Raw genomic sequence first — 16987 nt, 5'->3', positions numbered from 1 at the left:
CCCGGCGTGCCGTACGTCAGCCGGAGGCGAGCGCCCTGCGCAGCGTCTCGACGGCCAGGGTGATGGCGGCTTCGGCGGCGTGGGTCTCGCGCAGGGCGTTGAGCATCACGAAGTCGTGGATGATGCCCTGGAAACGGACGGCGGTGACCGCGACTCCGGCTTCGCGGAGCTTGTTGGCGTAGGCCTCGCCCTCGTCGCGGAGGACGTCGGCCTCGCCGGTGATGACGAGGGCCGGGGGCAGGTCGGTGAGCTGTTCGGTCGTGGCGCGCAGCGGGGAGGCCGTGATCTGGGCGCGCTCGGCCTCGTCGGTCGTGTACTGGTCCCAGAACCACTGCATGCCGTCGCGGCGCAGGAAGTAGCCGGTGGCGAACTGGTCGTAGGAGCCGGTGTCGAAGGCGGCGTCGGTGACCGGGTAGAAGAGCACCTGCTGGAGCAGCGGGACGTCGCCGCGCTGCTTGGCCATGAGCGTCAGCGCGGCGGTCATGTTGCCGCCCACGGAGTCGCCGGCCACCGCGATGCGGGTCGGGTCGAGATCCTTGGTCGCGCCCTGCTGAACGACCCACTGGGCGACGGTGTAGTTCTGCTCGATGGCGACCGGGTAGCGGGCCTCGGGGGAGAGGTCGTACTCCGGGAAGACCACGGCGGCGTTCGCGCCCACGGCGAGTTCGCGGACGAGCCGGTCGTGGGTGTGGGCGTTGCCGAAGACCCAGCCCGCGCCGTGGATGTAGATGATCACGGGGAGCGTGCCGGTGACCCCGGCCGGGCGCACGACGCGGGTCCTGACCTGGCCGGTCGGGCCGCCGGGCACGGTGATCCACTCCTCGTCGACAGCGGGCCCGGCGATGGCGCCGGACTGGACCTCGTCGACCGCCTTGCGGCCCTCCGCGGGGGCGAGGTCGAACAGGTACGGCGGGTTCGCGGTCGCCTCGACGAAGGCCTGGGCGGCGGGTTCGAGAACGGGGCGGGGTGCGCTGCTGTCGGTCATGACGATCTCCTCGGATCGGGTGCCGCGGGCGGGTTCCGGCGGGGACTCGGCCGGTGGTGCGGTATGGGGATGACAGTAGCGCGCTATTAAGTCGTGCACAACTGAAGCGTGCTCGATAGAATCGACCGAACCCGAACGATAAGGTGGTGATTGCCCTGAAGAGCGCCGGAGGCGCCGGAGCGAGGAGTCGCACCATGAGCCCAGCCGCCGCGGAACCGGCCGAGGGATCGCTGCTCCTCGACGACCAGTTGTGCTTCGCGCTGTACGCGGCGTCCCGCGCGGTGACCGCCCGCTACCGGCCGCTGCTGGAAGAGCTGGGGCTGACCTACCCGCAGTACCTCGTCATGCTCGTGCTCTGGGAGCAGGACTCGATCTCCGTACGGGACCTGGGCACCGCGCTCCAGCTGGAATCCAGCACCCTCTCCCCCCTGCTGAAGCGGCTGGAGGCGAACGGTCTGCTGCGCCGCGAACGTCGGCGGGACGACGAACGCTCGGTCGCCATCCGGCTCACCGACACGGGGGAGCGGATGCGGGAGCAGGCGGCCGCCGTGCCCCTCGCCATCGGCGACGCGATGGGCCTGACCCCCGCTCAGGACGCCCTCGCCAAGCAGCTCCTCCGGCTGATCACCACCAACGTCTCCGCGGGCTGAACCGCCCGCCACCTGCGCGTTTCCGCTCGGCGGGGCGGTGTGTCGTCGCCGCTGTTCAGCTTAGTTTGCAGGTCCAACGGCATCTCCTGGACCGGGTCCCCGGTATACGGTCCGAAGCGATTTCCCGAAAAGAAATGGCTTACGTCAATGGAGATTCGAGCCGGACAACCACGTCAAGTTCCGGGCCGCGGGACGCGATTGACGGAGTCGGCACCGTCACCCCCGCCTTAGGGCCTGTCTGACAATTCCCGTCTGCCTCGCGACGCCATGCACGCTCCCCCACTGCCTTAAGGGCGTGGGAGGTGCCCCCACTCGCCGCACCGGGCGCAGACCCAAGTACGTCCAGTACGAGGGTCTACGCCCGGCACGCCGAGAGCACGCACCTGACGCCGCGCGGCCGCCCTCCGGGCGACGACGGGAATTGTCAGACAGGCCCCTAGCCACGCACGGAACGCCACGCGCAGTTCACACCCCGTCAACCCGCCCCGTACGACGTCTTGAGGTGCCATGCCGACCCTGGTTTCCGAAGTCTCGCCTCCGTCCCCTCAGCCGGACTCCCCGTCCCGGAACGTCACCGCCACCATCGCGCTGGCCTGCGTGGGAGTCTTCGTCTCCTACCTGCCGGTCGTCGGTGTGTCGGTCGCGCTCCCGGTGATCCAGCAGGCGCTCGACGCCTCCACCACCGGGCTTCAATGGATCACCGACGCCTTCATCCTGCCGACCGCCGCACTGCTCCTGACCTGCGGTGTCATCGGTGACCTCTTCGGCCGCAAGAAGATGTACCTGATCGGCCTGACGCTGTCCTGCATCGGCTGCCTCGTCGCCCTCACCGCTCACAGCGTCGTCCAGGTCTGTGTCGGCCAGGCGCTCACCGGCGTCGGCACCGCCGCCCTGCTGCCCGCGACCCTCGGTCTGATCAGCCACGTCTGCCCCGACCACCGCAAGCGGGGCGCCGCGATAGCCCTGTGGACCGCCGCCCTCGGCCTCGGTCTGACCCTCGGCCCGCTCTTCAACGGCCTGATCGTGGAGCACGCGAGCTGGCGCTGGATCTTCCTGCCCACCCTGGCCATCGGCGCCGTCACGGTCCTGGTCGGCGCCTTCGCCCTGGTCGACTCCCGCTCGGACCGCGAACGCCACCTCGACATACCCGGCCAACTCCTCGCGATCGTCGCCATCACCGCCATCGTCTACGGCGTCATCGAGGGCGGGGGCGCCCCGGGCTGGGGCTCGGCCGAGGTCGTGGCCGCGTTCGTCGTGGCGGCGCTCGCCCTGCCGGCCTTCGTCCTGGTCGAACTGCGCTCGCGCTGCCCGATGTTGGACATGCGCCTGTTCAAGTCCTCGGCGTTCTCAGGGGCCGCGTTCGTCATGGCGCTCACCCTGTTCGCGCAGGTCGGTCTGGTCTTCTCGCTCAGCGAGTACTTCGGCCTCGTCCACCACGCCTCGACCTGGGACATCGGGGTCCGCCTGATCGCGCTCAACGGCTTCACCGTCGTCCTCGGTCCGGTGGTCGGCCGGCTGATGCACCGGTTCTCGCCGGGCCTCGTGCTGGTGACCGGCCTGCTCGTCGGCGGTATCGGGGCACTCCTGGTCAACCTCTTCGACGCCACCACCGGCACCGGCGAAGCGGCCCTGGTCATCGCGGTGTTGGGCATCGGCATCGCGCTGGCGATGGCCCCGATCACCACGATCGCCATGAACAGCCTCCCGCGCCGCCAGGGCAGCACCGCCGGTGCCGCCAACAGCGCGCTCCGGCAGATCGGCAGCGCCCTGGGCCCCGCCATCTTCGGTGTGGTCCTCACCCAACGCACCCTGGGCACCCTGCCCGCACACGTCGCCGCGTCCGGCCTCGCACCGGCCGACCAGGGCCAGGTCATCGGCATGGTCAACGGCGCCGGCATCCAGGCGGGCGCCTTCCTCCACCTGAACACCGGCGAGGCGACGGGCCAGGCCCTGGCCGCCTACGGCGCGAGCTTCACGGACGCGCTGCACACCTGCGCCCTGGTCGGAGGCATCGGCATGCTGGTCGCCGCGGCCGTCGCCTTCGTCACGATCGGCATCCGCGCCCGCGCGCCGCACAGCGAGGCCGCTGCCGCTGCGACGCATCCGGCCGCCGGGGCGACGGCTGTTGGGGAGGCCGGCTGAGCAACGGCCTGTGCGTGAGGGGTGGTTGTCCTTCGGGTGAAGAGTCCCGAGGGGCAGCCACCCATGCGATACGTCCCGTTGGCCGTCGGTCGATGCCCGCACCTACGAGTCGATGCGTGCGGCCCGCCGTCAGCCGATGCCGCTGTCGTTCTCCAACGCGGGGGCGAGGAGGTGGCACAGGGAGTCGGCCGTCAGGTGCAGGGGGTCGGCGGTCTCCAGCGGCCACTCGACGGCGATCCAGGCGGCGGAGAACGACTCGGTTTGCAGCACGGCCATCAGCGCTCGTTGGCGAGCCCCCCGGGATCGACGCCCCGCCAGCGCTCCGGGGGACCGACCAGCATCGCGACATGGCGCTCGTGCGCCTCGACGTACTGCACCCGGCCCTCGCCGAGACTGCGGAGCGCCGCCGGAGCCGCCGCGTTGGCGACGCGGCGGACGGGTGCCATCTCGCGCCGGCGGGTCGCGGCCTCGTCCAGCCAGGTGCGGATGCCGGCCCGGGTCCAGCGCGGAAGCGCGGCGAGGTCGGCGAGGTCGGCGTACGCCTCGCCCACCACGCCGTACACACCGTCCACCAGCGCGTCGACGATCTCGGCCTTGCTGGGGAAGTGGGCGTAGACCGTGGCTCGTGTCACCCCTGCCGCCTGGGTGTCCTCCATCCGCGCATCGAGAAACGGCTTCTCGGTGAACACCGTGACGGCCGCGTCGAGCAGTCGGCGATGCGTGAGGATCTTCTGCTCTTCGCGCAGGTTCCTGCGGGGCGTCGGCTCCATCCGCCCAGTTGCTTGCATGGGTCGGCTATATGCCGCCGTGTACGGGACGGCGTGCTTGGAATTGGGGCTCTGACCAGGTCTTTTACCTCAAGTGCCGAGAGGGGACGCCCTCTCAGCTCGACTCGGGCCAGTCGGCGTATCGGATGCGGCGCAGGTCGAGAACCTCGCCGAGGGTGCTCCACTCGTCCTTGCCCAGGCGGGCCAGGGGACGCAGCCGAGTGATCTCCGGATGGCCGTCCTCCAGGACGGTCTCGTCGATCGCGAGGTGGACCACCCGCCCGAAGACCACGGTGGAACTGCCCAGCCGGAGCGTGCTGTGCAGTTCGCACTCCAGGGCCACGGGGGAACGGGCGACGCGCGGTGCCTTCACCCGTGCGCTGGTCTCGCGCTCCACCCCCACGGCGTCGAACTCGCTGACACCTTCCGGGAAGTCCGTGGCGGTCTTGTTCACCTCGTCGATGAGCGACTCCGGGGCGAGGTTGACCACGAACTGCCCGGTGGCCTCGACATTGCGCAGCGAGTCCTTACGACCGACCGAGGTGAACTGCACGATGGGCGGCGCGGCCGACGCGACGGTGAAGAAGGAGTGGGGAGCGAGATTGTCGACGCCGTCGGCGGAGACGGTCGAGACCCAGGCGATGGGGCGCGGAACGACAGTCGACGTGAGCAGGCGATAGACCGCCATCGGCTCCAGCCGGGCCGGGTTGAATTCAGTGCGCATACCAGCGATATACCAGATGCCCACGAGGCCGAGGCCACCAGTCGTGGCTTTGACCCTGAAGTCTGGATCCGTCCTCTGTGTGCGTTGGTCGTGGCGGGGGTGGCCGCCGATGCCTCCTACGTGCACCAGCGGGAGTTTGCCCGTCAGGGTGGAGCGGACGCGGTCAGTGCCTCGTTGTGGCCGCTGTCGGTTGACGGGCTGTTGCTCTTGGCGACAGTTGGTCTGCTGAAACGGTCGGTGCGAGGGCTGACGTGTCTGAAAGCAATGGTCCGGCGAAGGGTGACCGTTTGCAGGGCGACGATCCCTTGTTGGCACGGGCGCTGATGCCTGATGCCCGACACCGGGGTCCGCGTCAGCGGTCCATGTCTGCTGAGACCTTGCGGAAGGAGCTGTGTGTCGGCGCGCGGCGATCGCGACAGCTGACCGCTCTTGTTCGCTTGAACCGTGGCGATATCAGAGGTGTTGGTGGACTTGGTGATCCGGCGGACAGATCTGGCTGAGGGCATCACGGCGTCCTGCGTGTGTGGTCCGAGGGCGTCAGCGACGGGTCGGCCGGGGCTTTACGTCTTCGCCGACTCAGCCCTGACGACGAGGACTCTGTCATCCGGACGGCCACCATCCGTCCTGCCAGGTTCAGCCGGCCCTGCAGTCGCCGGTCGCTGCGCCAACTCGTCGCTACCTGCACAGGAGATGTCCGAAGCCGGGCATCGTCTCTCCCGGTGGAGCGAGTGGCGGCGGTTCTCCGGGCACCCTCGCGAGTACTCCGGGGGCGAGGGTCTGGCGGGGCGTGAGTCGCGTCGCTGGTAAGGGGGCGGGCTCGTGGCTTCGGCGCGCGGGGCGCGGGTCAGTCCTCCTCGACGACCCGTACGGTGTTCAGTCGCTGGTCGGCCGCGTCCGGCAGGAACATGCCGGCCTCGACTCCAGTGACCAGGTATTTCAGCACGGGCTCAGTGAGGCGTTCGCCGGGCAGGGCCACGGGGATGCCGGGCGGGTAGGGGGTGATCATCTCGGCGGCGATCCTGCCGACGGCTTCGGCCGTGGGGACCTTCGTGTGCTGGGCGAAGTAGGCGTCGCGGGGCTGGCGGGCCTGGTCCATCCGCAGTTCGGCGGGTGACGGGACGGCGACCTCGGGGGCGTCCCGCAGTTCGGCGGTGTGGTCGGCCAGGTCGCGCAGGGCCGTCAGGAGACGGGTGGTGGTCTGCTCGTCGTCGGCGTGGGTGAGCTGTGCGCTGATACGGCGGTGATCGAAGAGGTGGGCGTCGATGTGATGGTGGGCCCGCAGCCAGTCGGCGGCGCGGTAGCCGGTGGTGCCCAGTTCGCCGATGTCCATGACGACCGGGAGCGGGTCGAAGTCGTGGGCGAGGTCGGGGCCGCAGAAGTCCTTCGCGTCGTTGACGTGGAAGCCGTCGATCGCTTCGACGGCCGTGCGGGTGCGTGCCGCCAACTCCAGTGCCCGGCCGAGGAGTTCGTTGCCGTGCTGGACCATCTGCCGACGCCAGGCGTCGATGCCGGCGTAGATCAGGACGTTCGGACTGGTCGTGCCGAGGAGGTCGGCCCGCGACGCCAGTTCGGCGGGATCGATGAGGTCGCCCTGGAGGTGGAACACCGAGCCCTGTTCCAGGCCGCTGCCCATCTTGTGGATGCTGGTCACGCAGATGTCGGCGCCGGCGTCCATGGCCCATGACGGCAGGTCGTCGTGGAAGGGGAGGTGGGCTCCCCATGCCTCGTCCACGATGAGCGGCTTGCCGAGCCGGTGGCAGACGTCGGCGATGCCGTTGAGGTCGGCGGCGGCTCCGTACGGGGTGGGGCTGGTGACCAGGGCACCGTCCGCGTCCGGATGCTCCGCGAACGCCTTGGCGTAGGCCGCCGCCGAGGGGGGATGGGCGAGGTGGCGGGAGGTGTCCCATCGGGGTTCCACCCACACGGGCTCGACACCGGACAGGATGAGTCCGGCCACCACCGACTTGTGGGCGTCACGTCCGACGAGGAGCCGGTGGCCGGGGGAGGTGACCGCCAGCATGGCGGCCTTCACCGACAGGGAGCTGCCGCAGGTCGAGAAGAACGTGTGGTCCGCGTGTACCGCGTCGGCCATCAGGTTCTCGGCCCGCTCCAGTACGCGGCCCCGGGTGAGCCGGTCGTCCAGGCCGCCGTTGGCCAGGACGTCACCGTAGAAGACGGCGTCACCCAGTACCGCGCGGGCGCGGGGGTCCGCGCCGCGTGCCTGTTTGTGGCCCGGGGGAGTGAACCCCAGTTCGTCCGCGTCCGCGTAGCGGGCGAGCGCTTCGAGAATCGGGGCCTCAGCCTGGTTCGCAGCCATGGCGGCCGGGTTCCCCGCGGCGTGGCGATCATGCAGGCCGGGGATGCCGGCACCGCCGTGACCACTTGCCGCTCGGTCCTCGCCCCGGACGATGTTCCACTCCGCGCCCGTTGTGCGCCGTAACCGGGGAACCACTGCTCTCCACCGCGCGGACCCACGTACGTACGCCGTTGGTCTGGTTCGTCTGGCATTCTCGACGGGGTGTTCACCGGGTTCCCGTCGGCAACGGCCGTGAAACGCCGTGCCGTTCAGATGTCGTGCTTCTCCAACGGCCGTACGGCGGGCCCCTGGAGGATCTGTCCGTCCGGGGCGAAGCGGGAACCGTGGCAGGGGCATTCCCATGCCTGCTCCGCGGGGTTGAAGGCCACGATGCAGCCCAGGTGGGTGCAGCGGGCCGAGACCGCGTGGAGCTGGCCGGTCTCGTCGCGGTGAACGGCGCACTGCCGGCCGCCCGTCCGTACCACGGCACCCTCGCCGCGAGGGATGTCCTCCAGTGCGGGGCCCGTCAGCGGTGGCAACCGGTCACCGACGAAGTGCTGGGCCACGTGCGCCTGTTGCCTCAGGAAGGACCCGCCCTCCCGGATCACGGAGGCCAGGCGGCGTGGATCGTAGAGGCCGCTCCACTCGCATTCGCGTCCGCGGACGAGGTCGCTGAGCAGGCCGCCCGCCATGATGCCGCCGCTCAGTCCCCAGCCGCCGAAGCCGGTGGCCACGTAGGTGTGGCGGCTGCCGGCGTGGAGCGGTCCGACGAGGGGCACCGAGTCGGTGGAGTCGTTGTCCTGGGTGGCCCAGCGGTGCGTGAGGGTGAGACCCGGGAAGCGGTCCTGGGCCCAGGCGGACAGTCGGGCGAAGCGTTCCTCGACGTCGGCGGCACCGGGGGTGAAGTGCTCCCCGGTGACGATCAGCAGGCGTTTGCCCTCGTCGTACGGTGCGCTGCGGACCGACCTCGTGGCCTGCTCGGGCGTGATGTACATGCCCCGAGGTGCCAGGGCCTCGTCGACGGTGCCGGCCACCACCAGTTCCCGCCTCGGGGACAGCCTGGTGAAGAGCAGGGCCCTGTCGAACACGGGGTAGTGCGTGGCGATCACGACCTCTCCGGCGCGGATCGACACGCCGGCGTCGGTCGTCAGCACGCAGGGTTCGCCCTCGCTGAGGCCCACGACCCGCGTGTTCTCGTACACGGCACCGCCGCGCCGTCGCAGGTCGTCCGCGAGCGCCAGCAGGTACTTCCGGGGATGGAACTGGGCCTGCCCCGTCACCCGGACCGCGCCGGCCACCGGGAAGGGCAGGTCGGTCTCCGTGACGAAGTCGGCCGGCAGTCCCGCCCCGCGTGCGGCCTCTGCCTCGGCTCGCAGCTCCGCCACGCCCCGGGGGTCCTCGGCATAGGTGAAGGCCGCCGCCTCCTCCCACTCGCAGTCGATGCCCAACTCCTCGACGATCTCGGCGGCGTGGCTGATCGCGGCGGACTGCGAGCGCGCGTACAGCCGCGCGCCCTCAGGGCCACGGGTGCGGCGGAGATGGTCGTAGACCAGCGTGTGCAGGGCGGTCAGCTTGGCCGTCGTGCGACCGGTGACCCCGGCGGCGAGCCGTCCGGCCTCCAGTACGGCCACCTCGCGTCCCTGCCTGGCCAGTTCCCAGGCCGCGCTGAGTCCCGCGATGCCGCCGCCGACCACCGCGACGTCGACGGAGAGGTCATGGGACGGCGGGGGAGCGGGCTCGCCGGGCGGTGCGGTCTCCAGCCAGTACGATCCCTCGGTTCCGGCCTCGGTTCCTGTCTCGGTGTTCATGGTCGCCGGGTGCCCACGGGGCGACGGGATACGCGAGGCTACGCCAGCAGCCGCAGCACGGCTTCCTCCACGACACCCTGCGTGGCCGGTTCGCCGAAGCGGACCCCCGCGCCCAGGTCGTCGAGGGCCGGGGCGATCGTCCGGCCCTCCTCGAAGAGTTCGACGACCCTGGGGTTGATGTACGAGGCGCGGCAGACCGCCGGCGTGTTTCCCAGGTAGCCGGCCACCTCACGGACGGCGTGTGTCACCGCGCGTCTGCGGGCGGTGCGGGATGCCGCGGCGACGGGTTCCGCCACGGCGAGGGCGACGGCCGCGAGGACGGTGGCGTGCCAGGTGCGGAAGTCCTTGGCCGTGAGGTCGGTGTCCGTGCGCTCGCGCAGATAGGCGTTGAGATCGTCCGCGTGCACGTCGTGCCAGGCACCGGCCCGCCAGTAGGCGAAGAGGCGCTCGCCGTCGTCACGGCGGCGCAGCAGCGAGCGCAGGGCCCGGCAGACGGACTCCTCGGCCAGCGCCTGCGACACGTCCTTCGCGTCCTTGGCCGGATAGGCGAGGCGCACCTCGCCGTGGTGGCACGAGGCGTGTTCGCGGAGCAGCGTGGTGAGGCCGTGCGTCTCGTTGTCGCGGCGGTACGACTCGTTCCCGATCCGGAAGAACCCCAGGTCGAGCAGGCGCGCCGCGCAGGCCAGCACACGGTCCCGGCACAGTCCCCGGGCCTTGAGGTCCTCGGCCGTGTGCTTCCGCAGCCGGGGCAGGGCGGGGGCCACTTCGAGGACGTGCTCGTGCTTGGCCGCCTCCTGCTGCTCCCGGAACCGTGGGTGGTAGAGGTACTGGCGTCGCCCCGCGGCGTCGGTACCGGTCGCCTGGATGTGCCCGTTGGCCTCAGGGCAGATCCACACGTCCTTCCACGCGGGCGGTACGACCAGGTCACGCAGGCGTTGCCTCTCGACTTCGCCGGTGATGGAGCGGCCGCCGGGATCGACGTAGCGGAACCCTCGCCCGCAGCGGATCCGGGTGATTCCCGGCCGGTGGATGTCGCTGTCGCGCAACCGGACCCGCCGTGAACCGCCGTGCGACGGCGCGGAGTTCACGGTCATGACCTGGTGTGGTCCTCGGCGCCGGCCGGACGGCGCAGCATCCGGGAAGCCAGCAGGAGGGTGATCGGCCACAGCGCGGCGAGGCACCACAGGACGGCGGAGTCGGAGGTGAGGATCCCCACGACGAGGAGGAGCAGCGACGCACACGTCAGGGCGGCCACCGACAGGGGCAGCCACGGCCGGGCCACCGGGTGGCGCATCCGCCGGGCCAGGCGTCGGTCCTGGCGGAGTTCCGCCTCGATACGCCACAGCGCGAGGCGTTCCTGCGACGACAGTGCGACGTCATCGGGGTTGTTTCGGCTTTCCACGGTGAGTACCTCGTTCGTCCCGTGCTGAGGCACCGGACCGCTCCGCTCCGGGTCGGCGCGGGAGTCCTCGGTGCTGATGACCGGACGAGTTCCCCGCAAAAGCCGACCGACGCCTTCCAGCGGCCGGGCCGGAGCCTTCGTACGGCTTTCCCGGCACTCGGTGCCTCGCACGCGCCGTAGAAGGGGCCGGCCTCGGCGAGAACCGCATTCGGACTGGCCGGTTTTGGTGGTCGCTGCCGTGCTTCCCCTCGGCGCGCACATCGCCTTCGCCGTCCCCTTGCTTCTCTGCCTGCTCACCGCGCTTCTCGCGACCCTGCCGTCTTGAGCGAGTCGGGTCGTGCCCGAGCGAGCGGAGTCCCGTCTGAACGGCCTGTCGGCGCACGGTCTACAGCGCGTCCCTCGGGATCGATTCGTTCCACGTCCGGGAGGCGACGCGTCGACCGCGTTCGTACGCGTCCAGCGTGGCGTTGACGTGGAACGTCTCGGCGTCGCAGGTCAGCCGGGTGCTGGTGCGGACCTGTACGTCCCAGTCCCTGCGCCGGAAACTCATCGTCCAGGTCACCTCGCCGGCCGGTGAGGTGAAGTCGTCGGCGACCGAGGTGTACCGCTCCTCGGCACGGCAGCCGACGTCCAGGTCCATGGCGTCGTAGTGGACCGTGCCGCGGTCCTTGACGATGTTCAACGCCGCGCCGTAGTCGATCAGGTCGCGGGTGACCTCCCAGCGCTGTTCGGGCGGTGTGATCTGTGTCGTCGCGAGGGGGGCCGTGCCCTCGGGCGCCTCGAAGGGGGCCGGGGTGTCCGGTTCGTCGGCCGGGCGGACCGGCAGGACGAGGCGGCACGGCTGCTCGTGCACGGTCAGGAGCGTGGGCCTCGGCGGTGGCCAGGCCAGCGGCCAGTACGACGTGGACAGGGAGAGCCGTACGCGATGGCCCGGCGGGAAGGCCTGCGCCACACCGTTCAGGTGCAGCGTGGCCCGCTCGCGCCGGCCCGGTTCCAGCGGGGCGGGCTCGTCCGTGCCGTCCCGGCGCGTCAGGTTGAGGACGCCGTAGGTGACCCGGGTGGCGCTGCCGTCGGGGGCCACGTCCGAGAGCCGGGCGGCCACCATGGCCACCGGCTGGTCCGCGCTCACCTCCAGTTCGACGCGCGGGGCCCCGAGGATCTCCAGCCGGTCCGTCAGCGGCTCGGTCTCGTAGACCAGGGAGCCGCCGTCCTCCTCGCGCTGGTCGTAGGGCAGGTCCGGCGGGGCGTTGTAGGAGGCCCACTTTCCGGCGAACTGGCCCACGGACAGCGGGGACTTCAGCGTCTGGTTCCCTCCGTCGGCGAGGGCTTCGTCCTCGGCGGTGAGGTGTCGGGAGCGCAGCGCGTACGCGGTGTCGCGCACGTGCCCCGAGGGCCATGTGGGCTCGCCGACCCACCGGCCGGGGCGATCCTCGTACGAGGTGGACGGCGGCACGCTGTCCTGCATCCACGCCCGGAGCATCGGGCCGTCCATCGCTCCGTTGTCCGCCCCCTTGAGCCAGTGGTCCCACCAGCGCACCACTTCCTGGAGGTAGCCGATGGCGGGTCCGGGCTCGCCCAGGTGCGGGTACTTGTGGGACCAGGGGCCGATCATTCCCTTGCGCGGCCCGTCCAGGTGGGCGAGCAGGCGGGTCACCGCGTTGGAGTAGCCGTCGGCCCAGCCGCTGGAGGCGAGGACGGGGACGCGGACGGCGGCGTAGTCCTCGCACACCGACGCGTGCCGCCAGTAGCCGTCGCGACGCTGGTGGCGCAGCCAGTTCAGGACCCACGGTTCGGCGGCTTCGAGCCTTTCGTGCCACATCTCGCGCCAGCGCTCGCCCACGGCGGACGGGTCCGGCGGGCACGTGGCGTAGGCGAACATGGTGCCCGCCTCGGCGAGGTTGTCGGACAGCATCGCGCCGCCCATGTAGTGCATGTCGTCGGCGTAGCGGTCGTCGGTGAACGAGGAGATGACGATGGCCCGCAGACTCGCGGGCCGCCGGGCGGCCACCTGCAGCGCCGCGAACGCGCCCCAGGAAATGCCCATCATCCCGGTCGTGCCGTCGCACCAGGGCTGCGCGGCCAGCCAGTCGAGCACCGCCTCGGCGTCGCTCTGCTCGACCTCCAGGTACTCGTCGGTGAGGATGCCCTCGGAGTCGCCGGTACCGCGCAGGTCGACGCGGACACAGGCGTAGCCGTGCCCGGCGATGTACGGGTGGTGGATCGAGTCGCGGACCGAACTCAGGTCGCCCTTGCGGTACGGGATGTACTCCAGGATCGCGGGGACGGGGGCGCCGTCCGAGGACACCGGGCGCCAGACGCGTGCCGAGAGGTGGACGCCGTCCGGCATCGGGATCCTGACGTGGTCCTCTTGCCTGGTGGCATGGGGGAGATTCTCGATGTATCGCATACGTCTCTCAGGTCGTGCGGTCGGTCTTGCGGTCGGTCGGGTGGTCGAAGGTGAGTCGTAGCGCGGCGACGCAGCGGTCGTACTTCTCGCGCAGCTCGTGTTCGTCGGCGCCGCCGGTGAAGATGTGCGCCACCTCGTAGCTGTAGCTGTCCTGCTGGTCGACGTCCGAGAGGCGTTGCCCCTCGTCGGGCACGATGTCGACGCGGACGCCGGGTATCTCCTTCTCGACGCGGGCCAGTTGCTCGGGCGGAGGCACCCTGCCGACGACTCCGTCGGTGAACCAGCGGTAGTACCACTTGGCGGCCAGGGCGTACGGACCCTGCCGGAACGGCATCGCGGGATCCCGGCCCAGCGCGAGGGCGAGCATGCAGTGGTGGTTGGGTACGCCGTCGACGAAGGCGAAGAGCTCCGCGTGCGCCTGGGAGTGGCGGGGGTTGATCTCCAGGATCGAGATCGCGTCGGTGGCCGGATCGTAGAAGAACTCGATGCTGAAGGTCGCCTGCCGCCAGCCGATGTGCCGCATCACCCGTTTCGACACCTCGCGCAGGCGCTGCTGCACCGGATCCGGCAGGGACGAGGGGTACTGGTGGCGCAGGAAGCTGGTGGAATCCGGGTAGTTGATCGAGTCGAGAACGCCGTACACCGTGATCTCGCCGTCGTGCTCGTACCCTTCGACCGCGACCTGGACACCGTTGAGCGTCTCCTCGGCGAGGCAGACCTGGCCGCCGACGCCGGCCATCTCCTGGGGCAGGTCGAGCTGGTCCAGGATGTACTCGAAGGGGCGGCCGACGCGGTGGATGCCCTGGCCGATGTGCTCCACGGCCGTGCGGAACTCCTCCATGTCGCCTACTCCGTAGGCGAGTTCGGAGGAGTACGACAGCGCCGGCTTGAGCCACATCGGGAAGCGCACGCCCTCCGGAGGCCGCGGGTCGGCCGCGTCGAGATCCACCCGGCCGAAGCGCGGATGCTCCTCGGTGACCTCCTGCTGCACGAGACGGCTCCAGTACTTGTGCTCGCACTTGACCACCGATTCCAGAGTGGTGGCGCGCGTCCCGTACTCCTTTCCGAGCAGGGCCACGAGTGTGCTCACCGGGAAGTCCCAGTAGCCGACGATCGCGTCGATCGGCCCGTCGAAGCCGTCCAGCACGCTCCGGGCCCGGTCGATCAGGTCCGGTACGGTCACCTCGCCGTGCTGGAGCTCCTGGATGGTCAGCAGGCGGTGGAAGCGCAGTTCTTCGGCGCGGGGAGCGGCCCGCAGGGTTCGCAGGTTGGCCTCGTCGAGACCGACGACGAATACGTTGCGGGGGCGTGGGCTCACTGACGGCTCCAGGGATCGGGGTACGGAACCCGCCGTGTACCCGCGCCGCGACCAGGCATACGGCGACAGCCCCGACGGCGTCAGGGCCTCTCGGGTGGAACGGGTCCCTACCGCGAACGCCCCACAACCGCTCATGTGCGAGCTTCTGGATCACGGGTACCCGGCGTGCATGAGCGTCACATCGTCAGAGCCGGCCCTGCCGTCCGCCCGTGGTCGGATCTCGGCGGCGATCATCGAATATCTGCGTGATACGGGACCACTACCGGACAGCAAGGAGGTCTCCTTCGCCGCCCCGCTCGGAGACGATCTCCAGCTCGCCCTCTACATCTGCTACGAACTGCACTACCGGGGATTCGCCGACGTCGAGGCCGACCGTGAGTGGGACCCCGAGCTGCTCAAGGTCCGGGCAGCCCTGGAGCAGCTGTTTCTCCGGACCCTCCGTGACACCGCGACCGTCCACAAGCACGCCGACGAGGCACTGGACGAACTGCTCGTCGAACCCGTCGACGGCTCGGGCGTCAGCCACTTCCTGCGGGACGAGGGAGAGCTGTGGCAGGTGCGTGAGTACGCCGCCCAGCGCTCTCTCTACCACCTCAAGGAAGCCGATCCGCACGCGTGGGTGCTGCCCCGGTTGTGGGGCCGGGCGAAGGCGGGCATGGCGGCCGTGGAGTTCGACGAGTTCGGCGCGGGCCGTGCGGATCGCGTGCACGCCCGCCTGTTCGCCGATCTCATGGCCGACCTCGAACTGAACACGGCGTACGGGCACTATCTCGACGCGACCGGTGCCGAGGCCCTCGCCACCGTGAACCTGATGTCCCTCTTCGGCCTGCACCGCGCCCTGCGAGGGGCCCTGGTGGGACATTTCGCCACTGTCGAGATCACCTCGTCGCCGGGTTCACGGCGCCTGGCCCAGGCCATGCGGCGCACCGGCGCCGGGTCGGCCGCCGAGCACTTCTACGACGAGCATGTCGAGGCCGACGCGGTGCACGAACAAGTCGTCCGCCGGGACGTCGTAGCGGGTCTGCTCGAAGAGGAGCCGCACCTCGACGGCGATGTCGCCTTCGGTGCGGACGCCACCACGTATCTCGAAGACCGCCTCGCCGAACGCCTTCTCGGTGCGTGGCGGGCGGAGGAGTCGTCACTGCGCATACCTGCCCGACCGGCGTTCCGACCACCAACAGGTTCCCGGGCATCCGTGAGAACCGGAGACGAGACCCCATGACCACGGTCACTCTGCCCGGCGTCTACAGCCCGCAGGACGACACCGACCTGCTCGTCCGACTCCTGCGCGACGAGCATCTTCCCCCGCACGCCGAAGTCCTCGACGTGGGCACCGGAACAGGTGCCGTCGCACTGGTCGCGGCGCGGCTCGGCGCCCGCGTCACGGCGATCGACATCTCCTGGCGAGCGGCTCTCAACACCAAGGTCAACGCGCTGCTGGCGCGTCTGCCCGTCCGGGTCAGACGGGGCGACCTGCTGGCTCCCGTCTCGGGCCGGGCCTTCGACCTCATCCTGTCCAACCCGCCGTATGTGCCTGCCCCCACCAGCGCCTGCCCCCGCCGGGGCGTGGCCCGGGCCTGGGACGCGGGGCACGACGGCCGTCTCGTGCTGGACCGGATCTGCCAGGACGCACCCGGACTCCTGAAACCCGGCGGAGTGCTGCTCGTGGTCCAGTCCGCGCTGAGCGGCCCGGAAGAATCGCTGCGGCGGTTGCGGGCGGCGGGACTGCGCGCCGACATCGTGGAACGCCGCAGCGTCGCCTTCGGTCCCGTCCTGCGTTCCCGCAGCGGCTGGCTGCGCGGCCGGGGCCTGATCGAAGGCGACGCCGAGAAGGAAGAGCTGGTGATCATTCGTGCCGTACGACTCGGATGAACGGCGCTGCCGCATAGTGGCCCGGCGCGCGGGGCCCCTACTGGTGGAAGGACCGGTGGACGTCACGCTGGAGGACGGCACCACCGTGTCGTCCGACCGGTTCTGTGTCGCCCTGTGCACCTGCCGACGCAGCCGCACCTACCCGTGGTGCGACACCAGTCACCGCAGGTCCGAACGGCCGAGACGGCCGGACGACGGAGCCGCCTACGACTCCTGAACCCTTCGATGGTGCTCGACCGGCCGACCGGCCGACCGGTCGGCTCCGTGTGGCGCGGGGAACTTCGGCCGTGCGAGAGGTCACGAGAGGGGTACCCGCCCCGGTGTGGGGCCACCGACAGCTGACGGGGTCGGCCGTGTGGCCCTTCGGCGTTCCGTGGACGGGGCCCGCGAGCAGGCGGTGACGGGACCGAGGATCGTATTCGCGCAGGTGACCAGCGAGGGAGATGAGCGTCATGGTGAAGATCGGGTACACGATGATGACCGAGCAGGCCGGTCCGCGGGAGCTGGTGGGCCATGTGGTCGGGGCCGAGCGCGCGGGTTTCGACTTCTCGGTCACGTCCGACCACTACTTCCCCTGGCTGGAGTCCCAGGGTCACGCCCCCTACGCGTGGAGCGT

16 protein-coding genes and 1 pseudogene are annotated in these 16987 nt (G+C 70.5%); 7 read left to right on the top strand and 10 right to left on the bottom strand.

Annotation, left to right across the window (positions count from 1 at the left end):
• Positions 1 to 16: 16 nt before the first annotated feature.
• Complete coding sequence (locus tag ACFWP5_RS04625; protein ID WP_384150135.1) at positions 17 to 985, bottom strand: alpha/beta hydrolase; 969 nt, start codon at positions 983 to 985, stop codon at positions 17 to 19.
• A 194-nt stretch (positions 986 to 1179) separates the two neighbouring features.
• On the opposite strand from ACFWP5_RS04625, the gene ACFWP5_RS04620 reads away from it, so the two are divergent.
• Together ACFWP5_RS04620 and ACFWP5_RS04615 are read left to right on the top strand one after the other, a co-directional pair.
• Positions 1180 to 1635: a MarR family winged helix-turn-helix transcriptional regulator gene (locus ACFWP5_RS04620; protein ID WP_384150132.1), complete on the top strand. Its 456-nt coding sequence runs from the start codon at positions 1180 to 1182 to the stop codon at positions 1633 to 1635.
• Between the two features lie 507 nt (positions 1636 to 2142).
• Complete coding sequence (locus ACFWP5_RS04615) at positions 2143 to 3777, top strand: MFS transporter (RefSeq protein ID WP_384150129.1); 1635 nt, start codon at positions 2143 to 2145, stop codon at positions 3775 to 3777.
• Between the two features lie 129 nt (positions 3778 to 3906).
• Here ACFWP5_RS04615 and ACFWP5_RS04610 read toward each other — a convergent pair whose 3' ends face one another.
• From ACFWP5_RS04610 to ACFWP5_RS04600, 3 genes are all read right to left on the bottom strand, one after another.
• Complete coding sequence (locus tag ACFWP5_RS04610) at positions 3907 to 4053, bottom strand: hypothetical protein (protein WP_384150126.1); 147 nt, start codon at positions 4051 to 4053, stop codon at positions 3907 to 3909.
• Positions 4053 to 4547 (bottom strand): TetR/AcrR family transcriptional regulator, encoded by a 495-nt coding sequence (locus ACFWP5_RS04605; RefSeq protein WP_384150123.1) that lies wholly within the window; start codon positions 4545 to 4547, stop codon positions 4053 to 4055. The genes ACFWP5_RS04610 and ACFWP5_RS04605 overlap by 1 nt, the downstream gene beginning before the upstream one ends.
• A 112-nt stretch (positions 4548 to 4659) precedes the next feature.
• A complete protein-coding gene (locus ACFWP5_RS04600) occupies positions 4660 to 5268 on the bottom strand; it encodes a flavin reductase family protein (protein WP_384150120.1) in 609 nt (202 codons plus the stop codon).
• Between the two features lie 90 nt (positions 5269 to 5358).
• Here ACFWP5_RS04600 and ACFWP5_RS04595 point away from each other — a divergent pair, with 90 nt between their 5' ends.
• Entirely contained in the window at positions 5359 to 5592 is a 234-nt protein-coding gene (locus ACFWP5_RS04595) for a DUF2637 domain-containing protein (RefSeq protein WP_384150537.1), read from the top strand.
• 520 nt (positions 5593 to 6112) lie between these two features.
• Here ACFWP5_RS04595 and ACFWP5_RS04590 read toward each other — a convergent pair.
• The 6 genes from ACFWP5_RS04590 to ACFWP5_RS04565 form a co-directional block, all read right to left on the bottom strand.
• Positions 6113 to 7585: an aminotransferase class I/II-fold pyridoxal phosphate-dependent enzyme gene (locus ACFWP5_RS04590; RefSeq protein WP_384150117.1), complete on the bottom strand. Its 1473-nt coding sequence runs from the start codon at positions 7583 to 7585 to the stop codon at positions 6113 to 6115.
• Between the two features lie 248 nt (positions 7586 to 7833).
• Positions 7834 to 9372, bottom strand: coding sequence for an FAD-dependent oxidoreductase (locus ACFWP5_RS04585; RefSeq protein ID WP_384150115.1), 1539 nt, complete (start codon positions 9370 to 9372; stop codon positions 7834 to 7836).
• A gap of 38 nt (positions 9373 to 9410) precedes the next feature.
• Positions 9411 to 10466 carry a DNA topoisomerase IB gene (locus ACFWP5_RS04580; RefSeq protein ID WP_384150112.1) on the bottom strand — a complete coding sequence of 352 codons (1056 nt, stop codon included), beginning with the start codon at positions 10464 to 10466 and terminating at the stop codon, positions 9411 to 9413.
• Complete coding sequence (locus ACFWP5_RS04575; RefSeq protein WP_384150109.1) at positions 10463 to 10774, bottom strand: DUF3040 domain-containing protein; 312 nt, start codon at positions 10772 to 10774, stop codon at positions 10463 to 10465. Before ACFWP5_RS04575 ends, ACFWP5_RS04580 begins: the two co-directional genes overlap by 4 nt.
• Before the next feature lie 385 nt (positions 10775 to 11159).
• Positions 11160 to 13181: a CocE/NonD family hydrolase gene (locus ACFWP5_RS04570; protein WP_384150106.1), complete on the bottom strand. Its 2022-nt coding sequence runs from the start codon at positions 13179 to 13181 to the stop codon at positions 11160 to 11162.
• Between the two features lie 7 nt (positions 13182 to 13188).
• Positions 13189 to 14499 (bottom strand): acetyl-CoA carboxylase biotin carboxylase subunit family protein, encoded by a 1311-nt coding sequence (locus ACFWP5_RS04565; RefSeq protein WP_384150103.1) that lies wholly within the window; start codon positions 14497 to 14499, stop codon positions 13189 to 13191.
• A gap of 169 nt (positions 14500 to 14668) precedes the next feature.
• On the opposite strand from ACFWP5_RS04565, the gene ACFWP5_RS04560 reads away from it, so the two are divergent.
• The 4 genes and pseudogenes from ACFWP5_RS04560 to ACFWP5_RS04545 all read left to right on the top strand — a co-directional run.
• Complete coding sequence (locus ACFWP5_RS04560; RefSeq protein ID WP_384150100.1) at positions 14669 to 15721, top strand: iron-containing redox enzyme family protein; 1053 nt, start codon at positions 14669 to 14671, stop codon at positions 15719 to 15721.
• On the top strand, positions 15718 to 16371 hold the full coding sequence (locus tag ACFWP5_RS04555) for a HemK2/MTQ2 family protein methyltransferase (protein ID WP_384150097.1): 654 nt from the start codon (positions 15718 to 15720) through the stop codon (positions 16369 to 16371). The genes ACFWP5_RS04560 and ACFWP5_RS04555 overlap by 4 nt, the downstream gene beginning before the upstream one ends.
• Complete coding sequence (locus tag ACFWP5_RS04550; protein WP_384150094.1) at positions 16352 to 16588, top strand: CDGSH iron-sulfur domain-containing protein; 237 nt, start codon at positions 16352 to 16354, stop codon at positions 16586 to 16588. The genes ACFWP5_RS04555 and ACFWP5_RS04550 overlap by 20 nt, the downstream gene beginning before the upstream one ends.
• Positions 16589 to 16823: 235 nt before the next feature.
• Positions 16824 to 16987: pseudogene (locus ACFWP5_RS04545) on the top strand (LLM class F420-dependent oxidoreductase); the annotation flags it as partial.

Origin of the sequence: Streptomyces sp. NPDC058469 (assembly GCF_042721125.1) — a bacterium.
Taxonomy (GTDB): domain Bacteria; phylum Actinomycetota; class Actinomycetes; order Streptomycetales; family Streptomycetaceae; genus Streptomyces.
Note: the sequence above shows the minus strand (reverse complement) of the source record. Positions and strands in the feature narration are given on the sequence as shown.

What these genes read in the sequence shown, in the direction of transcription:
- ACFWP5_RS04625 (WP_384150135.1), bottom strand. Translation starts at nt 985, where the DNA reads ATGACCGACAGCAGCGCACCCCGCCCCGTTCTCGAACCCGCCGCCCAG.
- ACFWP5_RS04620 (WP_384150132.1), top strand. Translation starts at nt 1,180, where the DNA reads ATGAGCCCAGCCGCCGCGGAACCGGCCGAGGGATCGCTGCTCCTCGAC.
- ACFWP5_RS04615 (WP_384150129.1), top strand. Translation starts at nt 2,143, where the DNA reads ATGCCGACCCTGGTTTCCGAAGTCTCGCCTCCGTCCCCTCAGCCGGAC.
- ACFWP5_RS04610 (WP_384150126.1), bottom strand. Translation starts at nt 4,053, where the DNA reads ATGGCCGTGCTGCAAACCGAGTCGTTCTCCGCCGCCTGGATCGCCGTC.
- ACFWP5_RS04605 (WP_384150123.1), bottom strand. Translation starts at nt 4,547, where the DNA reads ATGGAGCCGACGCCCCGCAGGAACCTGCGCGAAGAGCAGAAGATCCTC.
- ACFWP5_RS04600 (WP_384150120.1), bottom strand. Translation starts at nt 5,268, where the DNA reads ATGCGCACTGAATTCAACCCGGCCCGGCTGGAGCCGATGGCGGTCTAT.
- ACFWP5_RS04590 (WP_384150117.1), bottom strand. Translation starts at nt 7,585, where the DNA reads ATGGCTGCGAACCAGGCTGAGGCCCCGATTCTCGAAGCGCTCGCCCGC.
- ACFWP5_RS04585 (WP_384150115.1), bottom strand. Translation starts at nt 9,372, where the DNA reads ATGAACACCGAGACAGGAACCGAGGCCGGAACCGAGGGATCGTACTGG.
- ACFWP5_RS04580 (WP_384150112.1), bottom strand. Translation starts at nt 10,466, where the DNA reads ATGACCGTGAACTCCGCGCCGTCGCACGGCGGTTCACGGCGGGTCCGG.
- ACFWP5_RS04570 (WP_384150106.1), bottom strand. Translation starts at nt 13,181, where the DNA reads ATGCGATACATCGAGAATCTCCCCCATGCCACCAGGCAAGAGGACCAC.
- ACFWP5_RS04560 (WP_384150100.1), top strand. Translation starts at nt 14,669, where the DNA reads ATGAGCGTCACATCGTCAGAGCCGGCCCTGCCGTCCGCCCGTGGTCGG.
- ACFWP5_RS04555 (WP_384150097.1), top strand. Translation starts at nt 15,718, where the DNA reads ATGACCACGGTCACTCTGCCCGGCGTCTACAGCCCGCAGGACGACACC.